The organism is Pseudomonas sp. TSRC2-2, assembly GCF_049897785.1.
Classification (GTDB): domain Bacteria; phylum Pseudomonadota; class Gammaproteobacteria; order Pseudomonadales; family Pseudomonadaceae; genus Aquipseudomonas.
Genome location: NZ_JAFCWZ010000009.1, coordinates 126,737 through 144,434 on the forward strand (window position 1 = coordinate 126,737; position 17,698 = coordinate 144,434).

23 protein-coding genes are annotated in these 17,698 nt (G+C 60.0%); 12 read left to right on the top strand and 11 right to left on the bottom strand.

The window, feature by feature from the left end; translation table 11 throughout:
- Entirely contained in the window at positions 1–612 is a 612-nt protein-coding gene (locus ACP7D9_RS19100; protein WP_101159241.1) for a superoxide dismutase, read from the top strand.
- Between the two features lie 29 nt (positions 613–641).
- Positions 642–1,535, top strand: coding sequence for a ZIP family metal transporter (locus ACP7D9_RS19105; protein ID WP_426159129.1), 894 nt, complete (start codon positions 642–644; stop codon positions 1,533–1,535).
- A gap of 84 nt (positions 1,536–1,619) precedes the next feature.
- Here ACP7D9_RS19105 and ACP7D9_RS19110 read toward each other — a convergent pair whose 3' ends face one another.
- The 10 genes from ACP7D9_RS19110 to ACP7D9_RS19155 form a co-directional block, all read right to left on the bottom strand.
- Positions 1,620–1,895: an HPr family phosphocarrier protein gene (locus tag ACP7D9_RS19110; RefSeq protein ID WP_101159243.1), complete on the bottom strand. Its 276-nt coding sequence runs from the start codon at positions 1,893–1,895 to the stop codon at positions 1,620–1,622.
- Between the two features lie 15 nt (positions 1,896–1,910).
- Positions 1,911–2,768 (bottom strand): RNase adapter RapZ, encoded by an 858-nt coding sequence (gene rapZ, locus ACP7D9_RS19115; protein ID WP_101159244.1) that lies wholly within the window; start codon positions 2,766–2,768, stop codon positions 1,911–1,913.
- Between the two features lie 2 nt (positions 2,769–2,770).
- Complete coding sequence (gene ptsN, locus ACP7D9_RS19120) at positions 2,771–3,235, bottom strand: PTS IIA-like nitrogen regulatory protein PtsN (RefSeq protein WP_130910549.1); 465 nt, start codon at positions 3,233–3,235, stop codon at positions 2,771–2,773.
- A 12-nt stretch (positions 3,236–3,247) separates the two neighbouring features.
- A complete protein-coding gene (hpf, locus tag ACP7D9_RS19125) occupies positions 3,248–3,556 on the bottom strand; it encodes a ribosome hibernation-promoting factor, HPF/YfiA family (protein WP_007912419.1) in 309 nt (102 codons plus the stop codon).
- 73 nt (positions 3,557–3,629) lie between these two features.
- Entirely contained in the window at positions 3,630–5,120 is a 1,491-nt protein-coding gene (locus ACP7D9_RS19130; protein WP_101159245.1) for an RNA polymerase factor sigma-54, read from the bottom strand.
- 166 nt (positions 5,121–5,286) lie between these two features.
- Positions 5,287–6,012 (bottom strand): LPS export ABC transporter ATP-binding protein, encoded by a 726-nt coding sequence (lptB, locus tag ACP7D9_RS19135; protein WP_024011621.1) that lies wholly within the window; start codon positions 6,010–6,012, stop codon positions 5,287–5,289.
- The gene (gene lptA, locus ACP7D9_RS19140; protein ID WP_039759374.1) at positions 6,012–6,557 is read right to left on the bottom strand and encodes a lipopolysaccharide transport periplasmic protein LptA; all 546 of its coding nucleotides are present in this window, start codon (positions 6,555–6,557) and stop codon (positions 6,012–6,014) included. Before lptA ends, lptB begins: the two co-directional genes overlap by 1 nt.
- On the bottom strand, positions 6,544–7,116 hold the full coding sequence (gene lptC, locus ACP7D9_RS19145; RefSeq protein WP_133334732.1) for an LPS export ABC transporter periplasmic protein LptC: 573 nt from the start codon (positions 7,114–7,116) through the stop codon (positions 6,544–6,546). The genes lptA and lptC overlap by 14 nt, the downstream gene beginning before the upstream one ends.
- Before the next feature lie 8 nt (positions 7,117–7,124).
- Complete coding sequence (locus tag ACP7D9_RS19150) at positions 7,125–7,649, bottom strand: KdsC family phosphatase (protein ID WP_101159246.1); 525 nt, start codon at positions 7,647–7,649, stop codon at positions 7,125–7,127.
- On the bottom strand, positions 7,649–8,623 hold the full coding sequence (locus tag ACP7D9_RS19155; protein ID WP_426159133.1) for a KpsF/GutQ family sugar-phosphate isomerase: 975 nt from the start codon (positions 8,621–8,623) through the stop codon (positions 7,649–7,651). The genes ACP7D9_RS19150 and ACP7D9_RS19155 overlap by 1 nt, the downstream gene beginning before the upstream one ends.
- Positions 8,624–8,895: 272 nt before the next feature.
- Here ACP7D9_RS19155 and ACP7D9_RS19160 point away from each other — a divergent pair, with 272 nt between their 5' ends.
- The 10 genes from ACP7D9_RS19160 (at position 8,896) to hisC (ending at position 16,863) form a co-directional block, all read left to right on the top strand.
- Complete coding sequence (locus tag ACP7D9_RS19160) at positions 8,896–9,705, top strand: ATP-binding cassette domain-containing protein (protein WP_101159248.1); 810 nt, start codon at positions 8,896–8,898, stop codon at positions 9,703–9,705.
- Positions 9,705–10,502 (top strand): lipid asymmetry maintenance ABC transporter permease subunit MlaE, encoded by a 798-nt coding sequence (gene mlaE / locus ACP7D9_RS19165; RefSeq protein ID WP_101159249.1) that lies wholly within the window; start codon positions 9,705–9,707, stop codon positions 10,500–10,502. Before ACP7D9_RS19160 ends, mlaE begins: the two co-directional genes overlap by 1 nt.
- A complete protein-coding gene (gene mlaD, locus ACP7D9_RS19170; protein ID WP_093104671.1) occupies positions 10,502–10,969 on the top strand; it encodes an outer membrane lipid asymmetry maintenance protein MlaD in 468 nt (155 codons plus the stop codon). Before mlaE ends, mlaD begins: the two co-directional genes overlap by 1 nt.
- Positions 10,970–10,980: 11 nt before the next feature.
- Positions 10,981–11,634, top strand: coding sequence for an MlaC/ttg2D family ABC transporter substrate-binding protein (locus tag ACP7D9_RS19175; RefSeq protein WP_101159250.1), 654 nt, complete (start codon positions 10,981–10,983; stop codon positions 11,632–11,634).
- On the top strand, positions 11,631–11,936 hold the full coding sequence (locus tag ACP7D9_RS19180) for an STAS domain-containing protein (RefSeq protein WP_039759362.1): 306 nt from the start codon (positions 11,631–11,633) through the stop codon (positions 11,934–11,936). The genes ACP7D9_RS19175 and ACP7D9_RS19180 overlap by 4 nt, the downstream gene beginning before the upstream one ends.
- Before the next feature lie 115 nt (positions 11,937–12,051).
- Positions 12,052–12,291 (top strand): BolA family protein, encoded by a 240-nt coding sequence (locus ACP7D9_RS19185; RefSeq protein WP_008085051.1) that lies wholly within the window; start codon positions 12,052–12,054, stop codon positions 12,289–12,291.
- Between the two features lie 22 nt (positions 12,292–12,313).
- Entirely contained in the window at positions 12,314–13,579 is a 1,266-nt protein-coding gene (gene murA / locus ACP7D9_RS19190; RefSeq protein ID WP_101159251.1) for a UDP-N-acetylglucosamine 1-carboxyvinyltransferase, read from the top strand.
- Positions 13,580–13,707: 128 nt separating this feature from the next.
- Positions 13,708–14,343, top strand: coding sequence for an ATP phosphoribosyltransferase (gene hisG / locus ACP7D9_RS19195; RefSeq protein ID WP_095180378.1), 636 nt, complete (start codon positions 13,708–13,710; stop codon positions 14,341–14,343).
- A gap of 126 nt (positions 14,344–14,469) precedes the next feature.
- Entirely contained in the window at positions 14,470–15,807 is a 1,338-nt protein-coding gene (gene hisD, locus ACP7D9_RS19200) for a histidinol dehydrogenase (RefSeq protein ID WP_397480016.1), read from the top strand.
- Between the two features lie 3 nt (positions 15,808–15,810).
- The gene (gene hisC, locus ACP7D9_RS19205) at positions 15,811–16,863 is read left to right on the top strand and encodes a histidinol-phosphate transaminase (RefSeq protein WP_101159253.1); all 1,053 of its coding nucleotides are present in this window, start codon (positions 15,811–15,813) and stop codon (positions 16,861–16,863) included.
- Between the two features lie 113 nt (positions 16,864–16,976).
- Here hisC and ACP7D9_RS19210 read toward each other — a convergent pair whose 3' ends face one another.
- On the bottom strand, positions 16,977–17,696 hold the full coding sequence (locus ACP7D9_RS19210; protein WP_101159254.1) for a DUF4198 domain-containing protein: 720 nt from the start codon (positions 17,694–17,696) through the stop codon (positions 16,977–16,979).
- Positions 17,697–17,698 lie beyond the last annotated feature (2 nt).

Below are 17,698 nucleotides of genomic sequence, written 5' to 3' on the forward strand. Positions count from 1 at the left end.
ATGGCTTTTACCTTGCCTGCCTTGCCTTACGCCTACGATGCTCTCGAGCCGCACATCGATGCGCAGACCATGGAGATCCATTACACCAAGCATCACCAGACCTACATCAACAACCTCAACGCTGCCGTGCAAGGCACAGAATTCGCCGAGTGGCCGGTGGAAAAACTCGTCGCCAGCGTTCAGCAACTGCCGGAAAACCTTCGCGCGGCGGTGATCAATCAGGGCGGCGGCCATGCCAATCACTCGCTGTTCTGGGAAGTGATGGTGCCCAACGGTGGCGGCAAGCCTGACGGCGAGCTGGCCAGGGCCATCGACGAACAACTGGGCGGACTCGAGCGTTTCAAGGAAGCGTTCACCAAGGCCGCGCTGACCCGGTTCGGCAGCGGCTGGGCCTGGCTCAGCGTGACTGCGCAGAAAAAGCTCATCGTGGAAAGCAGCGGCAACCAGGACAGCCCGTTGATGCACGGCAACACACCAATCCTCGGCCTCGACGTCTGGGAGCACGCCTACTACCTGCGCTACCAGAACCGTCGCCCGGAATACATCAACGCGTTCTATAACGTGATCAACTGGCCGGAAGTCGCTGCGCGCTATCAAGCCGCACTGGTCTAAGCCTGCAATAAAAACGATCAGGGCCGAATATGGGCACGGAAACACTGGCGATTGGCAGCGGGCGCATGTTTCGTTACGCGGCGGGTTCGCTGTTGCTGTTGGCGGGAATGAGTTTGCTGGTTGCCCATGGTTTGTACTGGCTGAATCTGGAACCACGGCTGTTGCGGGCGCTGCAGGGCGGTGCCATCTGCGCCTTGGGCACGGCGCTGGGCGCGGTGCCGGTGCTGGTGATCCGCCGCATGCCGCAAGCACTCAGCGACACCTTGCTTGGATTTGGTGCCGGAGTGATGCTGGCGGCGACGGCATTTTCGTTGATCGTGCCGGGCATTGCGGCAGCTGAGAGTCTTGGCCTGACGCCGTGGGCTGCCAGTAGCCTGATCTGCTTCGGCATCATGTTTGGCGCGTTCGGCCTGTATCTGGTGGATCGCAGGGTGTCCGGTGCCTCGCCGGAGATGCTCGTCGGCACGCCGGAACATCCGGTGATTCCACCACGAATCTGGCTGTTCGTTTTCGCCATCATTGCGCACAACATACCGGAAGGCATGGCGGTTGGCGTGTCTGCAGGTGGCGGGATGGCGGATGCCGACAGCCTGGCGATGGGCATCGCTTTGCAGGATGTGCCGGAAGGTCTGGTGATTGCGCTGGTGCTGGCCGGCGCAGGAATGTCACGGGTCAGAGCGTTTCTGATCGGCGCGGCGTCGGGGTTGGTGGAACCGGTATTTGCGCTGTTATGTGCGTGGCTGGTGAGTCTGGCCCAGGTGTTGTTGCCTTTGGGATTGGCGCTGGCTGCGGGGGCAATGTTGCTGGTGGTGACTCACGAGGTGATTCCCGAGTCGCGTAGGCATGGCCATGACAAGCTGGCCAGTCTTGGCTTGTTGATCGGGTTTTGTCTGATGATGGTGATGGACACGGCGCTGGGTTAAGAAGGTCAAAAGATCGCAGCCTGCGGCAGCGCCTGCATCTGGAATGTGCCTCCCTGCAGGCTGCGATTTTTTGATGTTCGGCGGTCAGCCGCCTTCGTCGAAGTAGTTGTTGATCAGCTCCACCAAGGCGTCCATGGCCTCTTCAGCCTGTGCGCCTTCGGTGCTCAAGTGGATTTTGGTGCCTTTGCCCGCTGCAAGCATCATCATTGCCATGATGCTTTTACCGTCCACTGTGGTCTCGGGCGTGCGACCCACTCTTATCGTCGTCTCGGGAAATTTGCCGGCCACGCCGACAAATTTGGCCGATGCCCGGGCGTGCAGACCCAGCTTGTTGATGATTTCGATTTCACGAGCAGGCATCGCGATGTGAGTCCTTTAGGTGAGGTCGCGGTGGCGAACCTGGACGTTCTTGAGGGTTTTCTGCAGGGCCTGGCCCAGGCGTTCGGTCAGGTAGACGGAGCGGTGGTGTCCGCCGGTGCAGCCAATGGCAATGGTGACGTAGGCGCGATTGCTGGCGGCGAAACGTGGCAGCCACTTGTTCAGGTAAGCGAAGATGTCCTGATACATTTCTTCGACATCCGGCTGCTGCGCCAGGTACTCGGCCACCGGTGCATCGAGGCCGGATTGCGCGCGCAGCTCCGGTTTCCAGTACGGATTGGGCAGGCAACGCACATCGAACACCAGGTCGGCGTCGACCGGCATGCCACGTTTGAAGCCGAACGATTCAACCAGAAACGCAGTGCCGGGCTCCGGCTGATTCAACAGCCGTAACTTGAGGGTGTCGCGCAGTTGATACAGATTCAGGCTGGTGGTGTTGATTTTCAGGTCGGCCAGATCGGCGATCGGGCCGAGCAGGGCGGTTTCATCGTGGATGGCTTCGGCCAGTGAGCGATTGGCATTGCTCAGCGGGTGACGACGACGGGTCTCGGAAAAACGCTTGAGCAGGGTTTCTTCGTCGGCGTCCAGATACAGCACATCGCACTTGATATGCTTGGCGCGGACGTCTTCGAGCAGTTCGGGGAAGCGTGACAGATGGCTCGGCAGGTTGCGCGCATCGATCGACACGGCCACCAGCGGCTGCGCCAGCTCGGTATGGATCAACGCCCGCTCGGCCAGTTCCGGCAGCAAACCGGCCGGCAGGTTGTCGATGCAGTAGTAGCCGTTGTCCTCAAGGACGTTCAGGGCGGTACTTTTACCCGATCCCGAACGGCCACTGACGATGATCAAACGCATGATTAGTGCCCGTTCTGCTCGTCCAGTACAACCTGGTACAAGGCTTCGTTGCTCGCGGCGCTGCGCAGTTTTTCGCGCACTTCCTTGCGATCAAGCATGCTCGCGATCTGGCGCAACAACTCCAGATGCGCGTCGGTCGCGGCCTCCGGGACCAGCAGCACGAACAGCAGGTCAACCGGGGCGCCATCGATGGCGTCGAAATCGATTGGAGCTTCAAGGTGCAGCAGCGCACTGACTGGCGCCGTGCAGCCCTTGAGGCGGCAGTGGGGAATGGCGATGCCGTTACCAAAACCGGTGGAGCCGAGTTTTTCACGGGCGATCAACGCCTCGAAAACATCCTGCATCGCCAGATCCGGCACTTCGCGGTGGATCAGGTTGGCAATGTGTTCGAGGGCTTTTTTCTTGCTGCCGCCCGGCGCGTTCACCTGGGAACGGCCGGGGGTCAGGATGGTTTCAAGTCGGATCATGGGATAGGGGTGTTAACGACCGGTCGCGCCCTGTAGGAGGCTCTGGGTCTTTTCCTTATGCTTTTTGAGTTGGCGATCCAGCTTGTCGGTGAGTGAGTCGATCGCAGCGTACATGTCAGTATCTTCTGCGTTGGCGACCACTTCGCTGCCGGGGATATGCAAGGTGGCTTCGATCTTCTGCTTCAGTTTTTCGACACACATCGTCACCTGCACGTTGGTGATCTTGTCGAAATGTCGCTCCAGTCGTTGGAGTTTTTCCTCGATGTAGGAACGCAGAGGTTGGGTCACTTCCAGTTGGTGTCCACTGATGTTGACTTGCATACAGCTTCTCCTTCGTTGCCAGTGCATAAAGCGGCAGGCCGAAAAGCCTGCCACTGGAACGCTGTAACGTGGCTTACATCAACCGCTTGCGTTCGCTCGAAGGCGCGATTCCGAGGGATTCGCGGTACTTGGCGACGGTGCGGCGAGCCACCTGAATGCCTTGTGCCTCCAGTAAACCAGCGATCTTGCTGTCACTCAACGGCTTTTTCTGATTTTCCGCAGCGACCAGTTTCTTGATGATCGCGCGGATCGCCGTCGACGAGCATTCGCCGCCTTCGGAGGTGCTGACGTGGCTGGAGAAAAAGTATTTGAGTTCATAGATACCGCGCGGGGTATGCATGAATTTTTGCGTAGTCACCCGGGAAATCGTCGATTCGTGCATGCCGACTGCTTCGGCGATGTCATGCAATACCAACGGCTTCATCGCTTCGTCGCCGTACTCCAGAAATCCGCGCTGATGCTCGACGATCTGCGTGGCTACTTTCATCAGGGTTTCATTGCGGCTCTGCAGGCTCTTGATGAACCAGCGGGCTTCCTGCAACTGATTGCGCATGAAGGTGTTGTCGGCGCTGGTGTCGGCGCGTTTGACGAAACCGGCGTACTGGGCGTTGACGCGCAAGCGTGGCACCGATTCCTGGTTCAGCTCAACCAGCCAGCGTTCGTTGTCCTTGCGCACGATCACGTCAGGAATGACGTATTCGGCTTCGGTCGACTCGATCTGCGAGCCCGGGCGCGGATTAAGGCTCTGCACCAGCTCGATGACCTGGCGCAGTTCGTCTTCCTTGAGCTTCATGCGGCGCATCAACTGGCTGTAATCGCGGCTGCCGAGCAGGTCGATGTAATCGGCGACGAGGCGCTTGGCCTCGGCCAGCCACGGTGTTTTGGCCGGCAACTGGCGCAGTTGCAAAAGCAGGCATTCGCTGAGGTTGCGCGCGCCGATCCCGGCGGGCTCAAATTGCTGGATGCGATGCAGGACGGCTTCGATCTCGTCGAGTTCGATGTCCAGTTCCGGATCGAACGCTTCAAGAATTTCTTCGAGTGTTTCGTCCAGATAGCCCTGATTATTGATGCAGTCGATCAGGGTGACGGCGATCAGGCGATCGGTGTCGGACATCGGCGCCAGGTTCAGTTGCCAGAGCAGGTGGCTCTGCAGGCTTTCGCCGGCGGAGGTGCGGGTGGTGAAATCCCATTCGTCGTCATCGCTGCTGGGCAGGCTGCTGGCGCTGGTCTGATAGACATCTTCCCATGCCGTATCCACGGGCAGTTCATTGGGGATGCGTTCGTTCCATTCGCCATCCTCGAGGTTATCCACCGTCGGAGCGGCTTCCTGATAGGAAGGTTCCTGGATTTCGGCGGGTTTCTGTTCGGCGTTGTCGGCCAGAGGATCGGCGTTGTCGAAGTCGTCGCCTTCTTCCTGGCGCTCGAGCATCGGATTGGATTCCAGAGCCTCCTGGATCTCCTGTTGCAGGTCCAGGGTCGACAATTGGAGCAGGCGGATGGCCTGTTGCAGCTGCGGTGTCATCGTCAGCTGCTGGCCCATTCTCAAGACTAGCGATGGTTTCATGGCAGGGGCTTAACACCTTATTCGCCGGCGCTTTGCGCCATCCACTACAGGGCGCCGAAGCGCCAAACTTAAGCAAATTATATGCCTGAAACTGAAGTGTTTGCCTAGAGCGCTGTAACAATTAAAGCGGATAAATGCGCCTTGAGTCGATACAGCGCTGTCGCGCTTACAGGCGGAACTCGTGACCCAGATACACTTCCTTGACCAGATCGTTGGCCAGGATGGTCTCGGCATCGCCTTCAGCGATCAGTTGACCGTCGTTCACGATGTAAGCGGTCTCGCAGATATCCAGGGTCTCGCGGACGTTGTGGTCGGTGATCAGCACACCGATGCCTTTGGCCTTGAGGTGGTGGATGATCTGCTTGATGTCGCCGACCGAGATTGGGTCGACACCCGCGAACGGTTCGTCGAGCAGAATGAATTTTGGCGCAGTGGCCAAAGCTCGGGCGATTTCCACCCGACGGCGCTCGCCGCCGGACAGGCTCATGCCGAGGTTGTCGCGGATGTGGCTGATGTGGAATTCCTGCAGCAGGCTTTCCAGCTCCTTGCGGCGACCGGCCTTGTCGAGCTCAGGACGGGTCTCGAGGATCGCCATGATGTTGTCGGCAACCGACAGTTTGCGGAAGATCGACGCTTCTTGCGGCAGATAGCCGATACCGGCCTTGGCGCGGCCGTGCATTGGCTGGTGGCTGACGTCCAGATCATCGATCAGCACGCGGCCCTGATCGGCCTGCACCAGGCCGACGATCATGTAGAAGCACGTGGTCTTGCCGGCGCCGTTGGGGCCGAGCAAGCCGACGATCTGCCCGCTGTCGATCGACAGGCTGACGTCACGCACGACCTGGCGGCTTTTATAGGCCTTGGCCAGGTGCTGAGCTTTCAGAGTTGCCATTACTGGGATTTCTCTTCGGTTTTCTTCTTCGGCTGGATCACCATATCGATGCGCGGACGCGCTTCGGTGACCTTGCTGCCCGTGGCGCGACCGGCGCTGGCCAGTTTTTTCACGGTGTCATAGACGATTTTTTCGCCTTGGGTGACGTTGCCGTCCTTGTCGACGACCTTGGCCTTGTCGATCAGCACCACACGGTTTTGCTGAGCGTGGTATTGAATCGTCACGCCGTAGCCTTGAACGGGCTTGGCGTCGCCCTGCGTCTGCAACTGCTCGAAGTAAGCCAGATTGCCCACCGAGGTCACCACGTCGATGTCGCCATTGGGCGCGCGAGTCATGGTCACGGTGTTGCCTTTAACGATCATCGAGCCCTGGGTGATGATTACGTCACCTTTATAGGTGGCGATGCCATTCTTGTCGTCGAGTTGGGCGTCGTCGGCCTGAATGCGGATAGGTTGCTGCTGATCGTTCGGCAGGGACCAGGCGCTCGCGCTTCCCAGTGCTGCGCCCAGACTGAGCAAAATAGGGAGGGTTTTAACGAGCCTCATACTGTCCTCTTACGTTCGATTGCAGGTGTATCCTGCTGTCCTTCAGGTACGCTTTCATTCCGACGCCAGTCGATACGCCGCCAGCGCCCTCGATTCTAACGGGTTGCGCGGTCTGCGCATATTCTTGCTGCGGGAACACGGTCATGCGGGTGCTGGTGATCAGGGTGCCGCGCTGTTTCTCATCGGTGCGCTGTACGCGCACCGAATCGATCAATTCCACTTCGGTGCCGCCGGAGTTCACTTCGCCGCGCTCGCTGGTCACGTGCCATGGGAAGTCGGTTCCGCGATACATGTTCAGATCAGGTTTGGTCACCAGCGTAATGTCGGTGGCCTTGACGTGCTCGGCCTTGTCTGAGGTCATCTCGTACTGCACCTTGCCGTCGGGTAGGTACTGAATGGTGTGCGTGTTGGTCGCGTACCAATCGATCGGATTTTCGGCGGTCGAGACCGGTGGCTTGTCGAGGAAGCGTTCCGGGCTGATGTTCCAATAGCCCACGGCAGCGAAGATCGCCGCAATGCAGCCGAACAGCAGGAAATTGCGAAACTTTTTGCTAAACATGGTCAGGCTCACAGATACGCGGCGTTGGCCGCTTCGAGGCGGCCCTGGGCGCGCAGGATCAATTCGCAAAACTCGCGGGCGGCACCTTCGCCGCCACGGGCGCGGGTAACGCCGTGGGCGTGCTCGCGGACAAATTCGGCAGCGTTGGCCACCGCCATGCCCAGCCCTACGCGGCGAATCACCGGCAAGTCTGGCAGGTCGTCACCAAGGTAGGCGACTTCTTCATAGCTTAGGCCCAGTTGTGCGAGCAAACCGTCGAGTACCACCAATTTGTCTTCGCGCCCCTGGAACAGGTGCGGAATACCGAGGTTCTTCGCGCGCCGCTCGACCACCGGGGTCTTGCGTCCGCTGATGATCGCGGTTTGCACGCCGGCATTCATCAGCATCTTGATGCCCTGGCCGTCGAGGGTGTTGAAGGTCTTGAACTCGCTGCCGTCTTCGAGGAAGTACAGGCGGCCGTCGGTGAGCACACCGTCGACGTCAAAGACTGCCAGTTTGATCGCTTTGCCACGTTGCAGCAGATCGTTGCTCATTACATGACTCCTGCGCGCAGCAGATCGGAGAGGTTGAAGGCGCCGATCGGGCGATCCTCCTCGTCGACGACTACCAGGGCGCTGATTCGATGGTCTTCCATGATTTTCAAGGCTTCAGCGGCAAGCATGTCGGGCCGCGCGGTCTTGCCGTGTACGGTCATCACTTCGTCGATGGTGGCGTTGCGAATGTCGATGGTGCGATCCAGGGTGCGGCGCAGATCACCGTCGGTGAAGATCCCGGCGAGTTTGCCGTCGGCTTCAAGGATAGCGGTCATGCCGAGGCCCTTGCGGGTCATTTCCATCAAAGCATCCTTGAGCAGGGTGCCGCGTTGTACCTGCGGCAATTGCTCTCCGGCGTGCATGACGTTTTCCACTTTCAGCAACAGGCGTCGGCCAAGTGCGCCGCCCGGATGCGAGAACGCAAAATCTTCGGCGGTAAAACCGCGTGCTTCCAGCAAGGCAACAGCCAAGGCGTCACCCATCACCAGTGCAGCGGTGGTCGAGGACGTCGGGGCCAGGTTCAGCGGGCAGGCTTCGTGCTCGACATGCACGTTGAGATTGACCTCCGCAGCCTTCGCCAGTGGCGACTGCGGGTTGCCGGTAACGCTGATCAGCTGGATGCCCAGGCGTTTGATCAAGGGCAGCAGCGTGATGATTTCGTTGGTCGAGCCAGAGTTCGACAGGGCCAGAATGACGTCGTCGCGGGTGATCATGCCCATGTCACCGTGGCTGGCTTCCGCCGGATGCACGAAAAACGCCGGGGTGCCGGTGCTGGCCAGGGTGGCGGCGATCTTGTTGCCGATGTGCCCGGATTTGCCCATGCCGACTACGACCACACGACCCTTGCTCGCCAGAATCATCTCGCAAGCGCGTACGAAATCGGCGTCGATATGGGCCATCAAGCCTTGGACGGCTTCCACTTCGAGGCGGATGGTGCGTTGTGCCGATTGAATCAGGTCGCGGGTTTTGCTCATGTCAGAATCGTATGGGCCGATGAAAAGGCGGCGATTATAGCGGTTATGTGGCAAAGCCTCACGCAAGTTCGTCGTGCTTTGTCATCACTGGTTACCAAAACCCTCCGAAAGTCGCTCCCACCTTATTCTGTCGGCGACTGTGCCCGGCTTCTCGCTTGGGCGCTCAGCCATTGCAGTGATATAGTTCGCCGCCAGTTCGGCCTGCCCGGGATGCAGGTGTTTCCTAGGAAAGTCTGGCATCCCAGTGAGAGGCTGCATCGCAAGGAGTTTAGATGAGTGCCGATAACGCCTACGCGGTCGAGCTGAAGGGAGTCTCCTTCAAGCGCGGTGCGCGGAGCATTTTCAATAACGTCGATATCCGCATCCCGCGCGGCAAGGTCACCGGCATCATGGGGCCTTCCGGCTGCGGCAAGACCACGCTGCTGCGCCTGATGGGTGCGCAGTTGCGGCCGTCCAGCGGCGAAGTCTGGGTCAACGGGCAGAACCTGCCGACGCTGTCGCGCAGTGATCTGTTCGATGCGCGCAAACACATGGGCGTACTGTTTCAGAGCGGTGCGCTGTTCACCGATCTTGATGTGTTCGAGAACGTGGCCTTCCCGCTGCGGGTTCATACCCAACTGCCGGAGGACATGATCCGTGACATCGTCCTGCTGAAGTTGCAGGCGGTGGGGCTGCGTGGCGCCATCGAGCTGATGCCGGACGAACTGTCCGGCGGCATGAAGCGCCGCGTGGCCCTGGCCCGGGCGATTGCCCTCGATCCACAGATTCTCATGTACGACGAGCCCTTCGTGGGCCAGGATCCGATCGCCATGGGCGTGTTGGTGCGCCTGATCCGCCTGCTTAACGATGCACTGGGAATCACCAGTATCGTGGTGTCCCATGATCTGGCGGAGACCGCGAGCATTGCCGACTACATCTATATAGTGGGCGATGGTCAGGTACTGGGGCAGGGCACACCGGATGAACTGATGAATTCGGATGAACCGCGTATCCGCCAGTTCATGACCGGTGATCCCGATGGCCCGGTGCCGTACCATTTTCCAGCGACGGATTACCGCGCAGATCTTCTGGGGAAGCGCTGATGCGCAGAATTTCATTGATGGAACGCGTGCGTCGGTTCGGCGAATCGGCGATCGACGCGGTCGCGGTGTTTGGTCGAGCGACCCTGTTCCTGTTTCATGCCCTGCTGGGGCGTGGCGGTACCAGCGGTGGTTTCGGTCTGTTGGTCAAGCAGCTGCACTCGGTTGGCGTCATGTCGCTGGTGATCATCGTGGTCTCCGGCATTTTCATCGGCATGGTTCTCGCGCTGCAGGGCTTCAGCATCCTTTCCAGCTATGGTTCAGAGCAGGCGGTGGGGCAGATGGTCGCCCTGACGTTGCTGCGTGAACTGGGGCCGGTGGTCACGGCACTGCTGTTTGCCGGTCGGGCCGGTTCGGCGCTGACCGCCGAGATCGGCAACATGAAATCCACCGAACAGTTATCCAGCCTGGAAATGATCGGTGTCGATCCGCTCAAGTACATCATTGCCCCGCGCCTGTGGGCCGGCTTCATTTCCCTGCCGGTGCTGGCGATGATCTTCAGCGTCGTCGGCATCTGGGGCGGTTCGTGGGTCGCGGTCGACTGGCTGGGCGTCTACGAAGGCTCGTACTGGGCGAACATGCAGAACAGCGTGACCTTCACCAGCGACGTGCTCAATGGCGTGATCAAAAGCGTCGTTTTCGCCTTTGTCGTCACCTGGATCGCCGTATTCCAAGGCTATGACTGTGAGCCCACTTCCGAAGGGATCAGTCGTGCTACCACCAAGACCGTGGTGTTTGCCTCGCTGGCAGTGCTCGGCCTGGACTTTATTCTGACCGCTTTGATGTTTGGAGATTTCTGATGCAAAACCGCACCCTGGAAATCGGTGTCGGCCTGTTCCTGCTGGCAGGGATCCTGGCTTTGCTGCTGCTCGCCTTGCGCGTCAGCGGCCTGTCTCCGACTGCGTCCACCGACACCTACAAGTTGTATGCGTATTTCGACAATATCGCCGGTCTGACGGTCAGAGCCAAAGTGACCATGGCCGGTGTGACCATCGGCAAGGTCACGGCAATCGATCTGGATCGCGACAGCTTCACCGGTCGGGTCACGCTGCAAGTGGATAAAAAGGTCGACAACCTGCCGGTCGATTCCACAGCGTCTATCCTCACCGCGGGTCTGCTGGGCGAGAAATACATCGGTATCAGCGTCGGCGGTGAAGACACTCAGTTGAAAGACGGTGGAACCATCCATGACACGCAGTCGTCACTGGTACTGGAAGACCTGATCGGTAAATTCCTGCTCAATACCGTTAGCAAAGACGCCAAATGAGGAGCTTTTGAATGATCTCTATCTTGCGACGTGGCCTGTTGGTGTTGCTCGCGGCCCTGCCGTTGATGGCTAACGCTGCACCGGGGCAATCGGCTCATGACCTGATTCAGGACACCACGAACCGGATGCTTGCCGACTTGCAGGCCAACAAAGAGAAGTACAAGCAGGATCCGCAGGATTTCTATGCGGCACTGAACAACATTGTCGGCCCGGTGGTGGATGCCGAGGGCATCTCCAAAAGCATCATGACCGTGAAGTATTCGCGCAAGGCCACGCCTGCACAGATGCAGCGCTTTCAGGAAAACTTCAAGCGCGGCCTGTTCCAGTTCTACGGCAACGCGCTGCTGGAGTACAACAACCAGGGCATCACCGTTGACCCGGCCAAAGACGAATCGGGCGACCGCACCAGCGTCAACATGACCGTCAAGGGCAGCAACGGGGCGATCTATCCGGTGCAGTACACCCTTGAAAAGATCGGCGGCGAGTGGAAGTTGCGCAACGTGATCATCAACGGTATCAACATCGGCAAACTGTTCCGTGACCAGTTCGCCGACGCCATGCAGCGCAATGGCAACGATCTGGACAAGACCATCGATGGCTGGGCCGGTGAAGTGGCCAAGGCCAAGCAGGAAACCGACAAAGCCGCCGCGAAGCCAGCGCAATGAGTGAGGCGGCAGTTCGTATGAGTGATGTCGACGAGCTGGTGCTCAGCGGCGTGCTGGATTACCGCACCGGACCCGACCTGCGCAAGGAAGGACAGGCGCTGATCAAGTCGAGCAAGGCGTCGGCGCTGGTCATCGATTGTTCGGCGGTACAGAAGTCCAGCAGTGTCGGCCTGTCGTTGCTGCTGTGCTTCATGCGTGATGCGCAGGCAGCCGGCAAGGCCGTCAGCATCCGCGCAATGCCGGAAGACATGCGCGAAATCGCTCAGGTCAGCGAATTGACCGAGCTGTTGGCGCACCCCTGAACCATCATCTGTAAAGAAGCCCCCCGTCAGAGTCCTGCGTTGCGGGGTTCGCAGGCGCGGGGCTTTTTTGTATGATGTCCGACCCGTGCGCACAGGGCGCCGATTGAGGTTGAGCATGCAGGCCGTAGAAGTGAAGAGCTTCCTTGAAGGAAAGCTGCCAGGAACGCTGGTAGAAGTTGAAGGCGAAGGCTGCAACTTCCAGCTGAACGTGATTAGCGATGAACTGGCGGCGTTGAGCCCGGTGAAGCGTCAGCAGCAGGTCTATGCCCATTTGAACCCATGGATCACCGATGGCAGCATCCATGCGGTCACTATGAAATTTTTCAGCAGCGCGGCCTGGGCCGAGCGCACCTGAGCCCTAGGGCGTCGAGATACTAATGGATAAATTGATTATTACCGGTGGCGCTCGTCTTGATGGCGAGATCCGCATTTCCGGCGCGAAGAACTCCGCTCTGCCGATTCTGGCCGCGACCTTGCTGTGCGATGGTCCGGTCACCGTTGGTAACCTGCCGCACCTGCACGACATCACCACCATGATCGAGCTGTTCGGGCGTATGGGCATTGAGCCTGTGATCGACGAGAAGCTCAGCGTCGAAATCGACCCGCGCACCATCAAGACCCTGATCGCGCCGTACGAACTGGTGAAAACCATGCGTGCGTCGATTCTGGTACTGGGCCCGATGGTTGCCCGTTTCGGTGAAGCCGAAGTCGCATTGCCTGGCGGCTGCGCCATCGGTTCGCGTCCGGTCGACCTGCACATCCGCGGTCTGGAAGCCATGGGCGCGGTCATCGACGTAGAAGGCGGGTACATCAAGGCCAAGGCGCCTGAAGGTGGCTTGCGCGGCGCGCACTTCTTCTTCGATACCGTCAGTGTGACCGGTACCGAAAACATCATGATGGCCGCAGCACTGGCCAAAGGCCGCAGCGTGCTGCAGAACGCCGCGCGCGAGCCTGAAGTGGTCGACCTGGCGAACTTCCTCAACGCCATGGGCGCCAAGGTTTCCGGCGCCGGCACCGACACCATCACCATCGACGGCGTCGAGCGTCTGGGTTCGGCTTTCTACAAGGTCATGCCTGACCGTATCGAAACCGGCACCTATCTGGTCGCCGCTGCCGTGACCGGTGGCCGCGTCAAGGTCAAGGACACCGATCCGACCATCCTCGAAGCGGTGCTGGAAAAGCTGCGTGAAGCCGGCGCGGAAATCACCTGCGGTGAAGACTGGATCGAGCTGAACATGCACGGCAAGCGCCCGAAAGCGGTCAACGTGCGCACCGCGCCGTACCCGGCGTTCCCGACCGACATGCAGGCGCAGTTCATTTCGCTCAACGCCATTGCCGAAGGCACCGGTGCGGTGATCGAGACGATCTTCGAAAACCGCTTCATGCACGTGTACGAATTGCACCGCATGGGCGCCAAGATTCAGGTCGAAGGCAACACCGCGATCGTCACCGGTACCGAAATCCTGAAAGGCGCGCCTGTGATGGCGACCGACCTGCGGGCTTCGGCCAGCCTGGTGATCTCGGCACTGGTTGCCGAAGGCGACACGCTGATCGACCGCATCTACCACATAGACCGTGGTTACGAGTGCATCGAAGAAAAACTGCAGATGCTCGGCGCCAAGATCCGTCGCGTTCCGGGCTGATCGCTGCATCGGGACACACGGACGTGTCCACTGAATTCGTTTCGAGTCGAGGGTGTGCGCACCCTCGATGTGTGTCCGGCGCCGATTGCGACCGGGCATGAGTACCTTGATAAGGACTGACGTTTCCCATGTTGACCATCGCACTGTCCAAGGGCCGCATCCTTGACGACACTCTGCCGCTTCTCGCTGAAGCGGGCATCGTGCCGACCGAGAATCCGGACAAGAGCCGCAAGCTGATCATCCCCACGACCCAGGACGATGTGCGTCTGCTGATCGTGCGTGCCACCGACGTGCCGACCTATGTCGAGCATGGCGCCGCCGACCTCGGCGTCGCCGGTAAGGACGTGCTGATGGAGTACAGTGGCCAGGGCCTGTACGAGCCGCTGGACCTGCAGATTGCTCAGTGCAAGCTGATGACCGCCGGCAAGATCGGCGCGGTCGAGCCCAAGGGCCGTCTGCGTGTGGCGACCAAGTTCGTCAATGTTGCCAAGCGTTACTACGCCGAGCAGGGCCGCCAGGTCGACATCATCAAGCTGTACGGCTCGATGGAGCTGGCGCCGCTGATTGGTCTGGCCGACAAGATCATCGACGTGGTCGACACCGGCAACACCCTGCGCGCCAATGGCCTGGAGCCCCAGGAACTGATCGCCACGATCAGCTCGCGACTGGTGGTCAACAAGGCTTCGATGAAAATGCAGCACGCCCGAATCCAGGCGTTGATCGACACCCTGCGCAACGCAGTGGAATCGCGACACCGCGGCTGATCTACCTGCGCGGCCCGAGGCCGCGCCGTCTATCCGCCTCATAGCCAGAATTCTCAGGTGCCCAAGCGGATCGAATGCTAGTTTCGGGCGCCTGAGTTTTTTGCCAATTCCTATGAGGCTCTCGCTATGACCGCACCGACTGCAATTCGCCGACTCAACGCTGCTGACCCGGATTTCGCGCATCATCTGGATCATCTGCTGAGCTGGGAAAGTGTGTCTGACGACTCGGTCAATCAGCGCGTGCTGGACATCATCAAGGCTGTGCGCGAGCGCGGTGACGCGGCGCTGGTCGAGTTCACCCAGAAATTCGACGGCCTCGAAGTAGCCTCGATGGCTGACCTGATCCTGCCGCGCGAGCGCCTGGAACTGGCCCTGACCCGCATTACTGCGCCGCAACGCGAGGCTTTGGAAAAAGCCGCTGCACGGGTGCGCAGCTATCACGAAAAGCAAAAGCAGGATTCCTGGAGCTACACCGAAGCCGACGGCACGGTGCTTGGCCAGAAGGTCACGCCGCTGGATCGCGCCGGTCTGTACGTGCCGGGTGGTAAGGCGTCGTATCCGTCGTCGGTGTTGATGAATGCGATTCCGGCCAAGGTCGCCGGCGTGACAGAAGTGGTCATGGTCGTGCCCACCCCGCGCGGTGAAATCAATGAATTGGTGTTGGCCGCTGCCTGCATCGCGGGCGTGGATCGCGTGTTCACCATCGGCGGTGCGCAAGCGGTTGCCGCGCTGGCCTACGGCACCGAAAGCGTGCCGCGTGTGGACAAAGTGGTTGGCCCAGGCAACATCTATGTCGCCACGGCCAAACGCCATGTGTTTGGTCAGGTCGGTATCGACATGATCGCCGGCCCTTCGGAAATCCTCGTGGTCTGCGACGGCCAGACAGATCCGGACTGGATCGCCATGGACCTGTTCTCCCAGGCCGAGCACGACGAAGACGCGCAAGCGATTCTGGTCAGCCCGGACGCCGGGTTCCTCGACAAGGTGGCCGCGAGCATCGACAAACTGCTGCCGACCATGGACCGCGCGACCATCATCGAAACCTCAATCAATGGCCGGGGTGCTTTGATTCAGGTCAGCGACATGGCCCAGGCCATCGAAGTCGCCAACCGCATCGCCCCGGAACACCTGGAATTGTCGGTCGCTGATCCGCAAGCCTGGCTGCCGCAGATCCGCCACGCCGGTGCGATCTTCATGGGCCGCCACACCTCCGAAGCGCTGGGCGACTACTGCGCCGGCCCGAACCACGTGTTGCCGACTTCCGGCACCGCGCGTTTCTCCTCGCCGCTGGGTGTCTACGATTTCCAGAAGCGCTCGTCGATCATCTTCTGTTCCGAGGCCGGTGCTTCGGAGTTGGGCAAAACTGCATCGGTACTGGCCCGTGGCGAATCGCTGAGCGCCCACGCACGCAGCGCCGAATACCGCATCAAAGACGAAGACTTTCTGAAAGGGCAGGGGAACTGAGCGATGAGTAAATTCTGGAGCCCGTTCGTCAAGGATCTGGTGCCCTACGTGCCGGGCGAACAGCCGAAGCTGACCAAACTGGTCAAGCTCAATACCAATGAAAATCCGTACGGCCCGTCGCCCAAAGCGCTGGCGGCGATGCAAGCCGAGCTCAACGACAACCTGCGCCTGTACCCGGACCCGAACAGTGACCTGCTGAAAAACGCCGTGGCCGAATACTACGGCGTGCAAACCAGTCAGGTGTTCCTCGGCAACGGTTCGGACGAAGTGCTCGCGCACATTTTTCACGGCCTGCTGCAACACGATCAACCGCTACTGTTCCCGGACATCAGCTACAGCTTCTATCCGGTTTACTGCGGGTTGTATGGCATTGAATTCGATGCGGTGCCGTTGGATGCGCAGTTCCAGATCAACCCCGCCGATTACGCCAGACCCAATGGCGGGGTCATTTTCCCTAACCCGAACGCCCCGACCGGTTGCCTGCTGGCGCTGGACGCCGTAGAGCAAATCCTCAAGGCCAGCCCGGATTCGGTTGTAGTGGTGGATGAGGCCTACATCGACTTCGGCGGCGAGACGGCGATCAGTCTGGTGGATCGCTATCCGAATCTGCTGGTGACGCAGACGCTGTCCAAGTCACGCTCGCTGGCCGGCCTGCGTGTCGGTCTGGCGGTGGGGCATCCAGAACTGATCGAGGCGCTGGAGCGGGTCAAGAACAGCTTCAACTCCTATCCGCTGGATCGTTTGGCAATTGTCGGTGCGGCGGCGGCGTTTGAAGATCGCGAGTATTTCGACAAAACCTGTCGTCAGGTGATCGAGAGCCGCAAATGGGTGGTGGCGCAGTTGCAGGCCAAGGGCTTTGAAGTGCTGCCATCAGCGGCAAACTTCATCTTCGCCCGGCATCCGCAGCATGACGCGGCGGGGCTGGCGGCAAAACTGCGCGAGCAGGGCGTGATCGTGCGGCATTTCAAGCAGGAACGGATTGCGCAGTTCCTGCGCATTTCGATTGGCACGCCGGAGCAGAATCAGGCGCTGATCGACGGCCTGGGCGACCTCTGAATCGCCTTCGCGAGCAAGCCCGCTCCCACACTCAATCGCGTTTCTTCAGACGGACCGCGATTGAGTGTGGGAGCGGGCTTGTTCGCGAAAGGAGCGCCACCGCTTTCGAACCCTTACTCGTGATGCGGCTCGCCCAGGAAAGTCAGTGAACTGAACAATCCTCGACTGTCCACATCCGCGCTGTCCTTCACCGGCACCTCAACCTGCGCCGCAATCACATTCAACCCCTCATTTCTCACCAGCACTTGCGCACGCCCCTCCTTGTCGGTCTCGGTGCTCAGCGTATTCGGCGCGCTGCGATAGTCGCCAATCAACTTCACCCCCGCTGCGGGTTTGCCATCGAGCAACACCCGCACCGGCAATGAGTTGCCCGGCCCTACCGTCAGCGGGTCGACCTCCGGCAGGATCAGCAGTTTGATCTGATCAAGCTTCGGCAACTTCGCCCCCGGCTGGTAAATCGCCAGGCTGTATTTGAACGTCTGTGTGGCCTCGGTGGCGCCAGGCACTTTGCTGCGCCCTTCATTGATCCACTTCTTGTCCGCCGTCTGCGACCACATGCCATTGTTCAACGCCACGGCCATTACCGCCGGCGGCTTCAACGGTTTCAGCCGGGCATGATCGGCCAGGCGCTCGACGCTGACCGGGATCATCTTGCCGACCGTGTCATAAGCCCATGCGCCGCTGATTTTCTGCGCCTTGAACGCGTTGTCTTCGGCGCCATGGCCGTACACCACTTCAATGTTGCCGCGCCGCTGTTCGGTCCACAAACCGTGGGCCGAAACCTGCCCGGCGAACAGTGCGGCGAGGAGTGCGAGGGTTTTGCCGTAGTGCATGG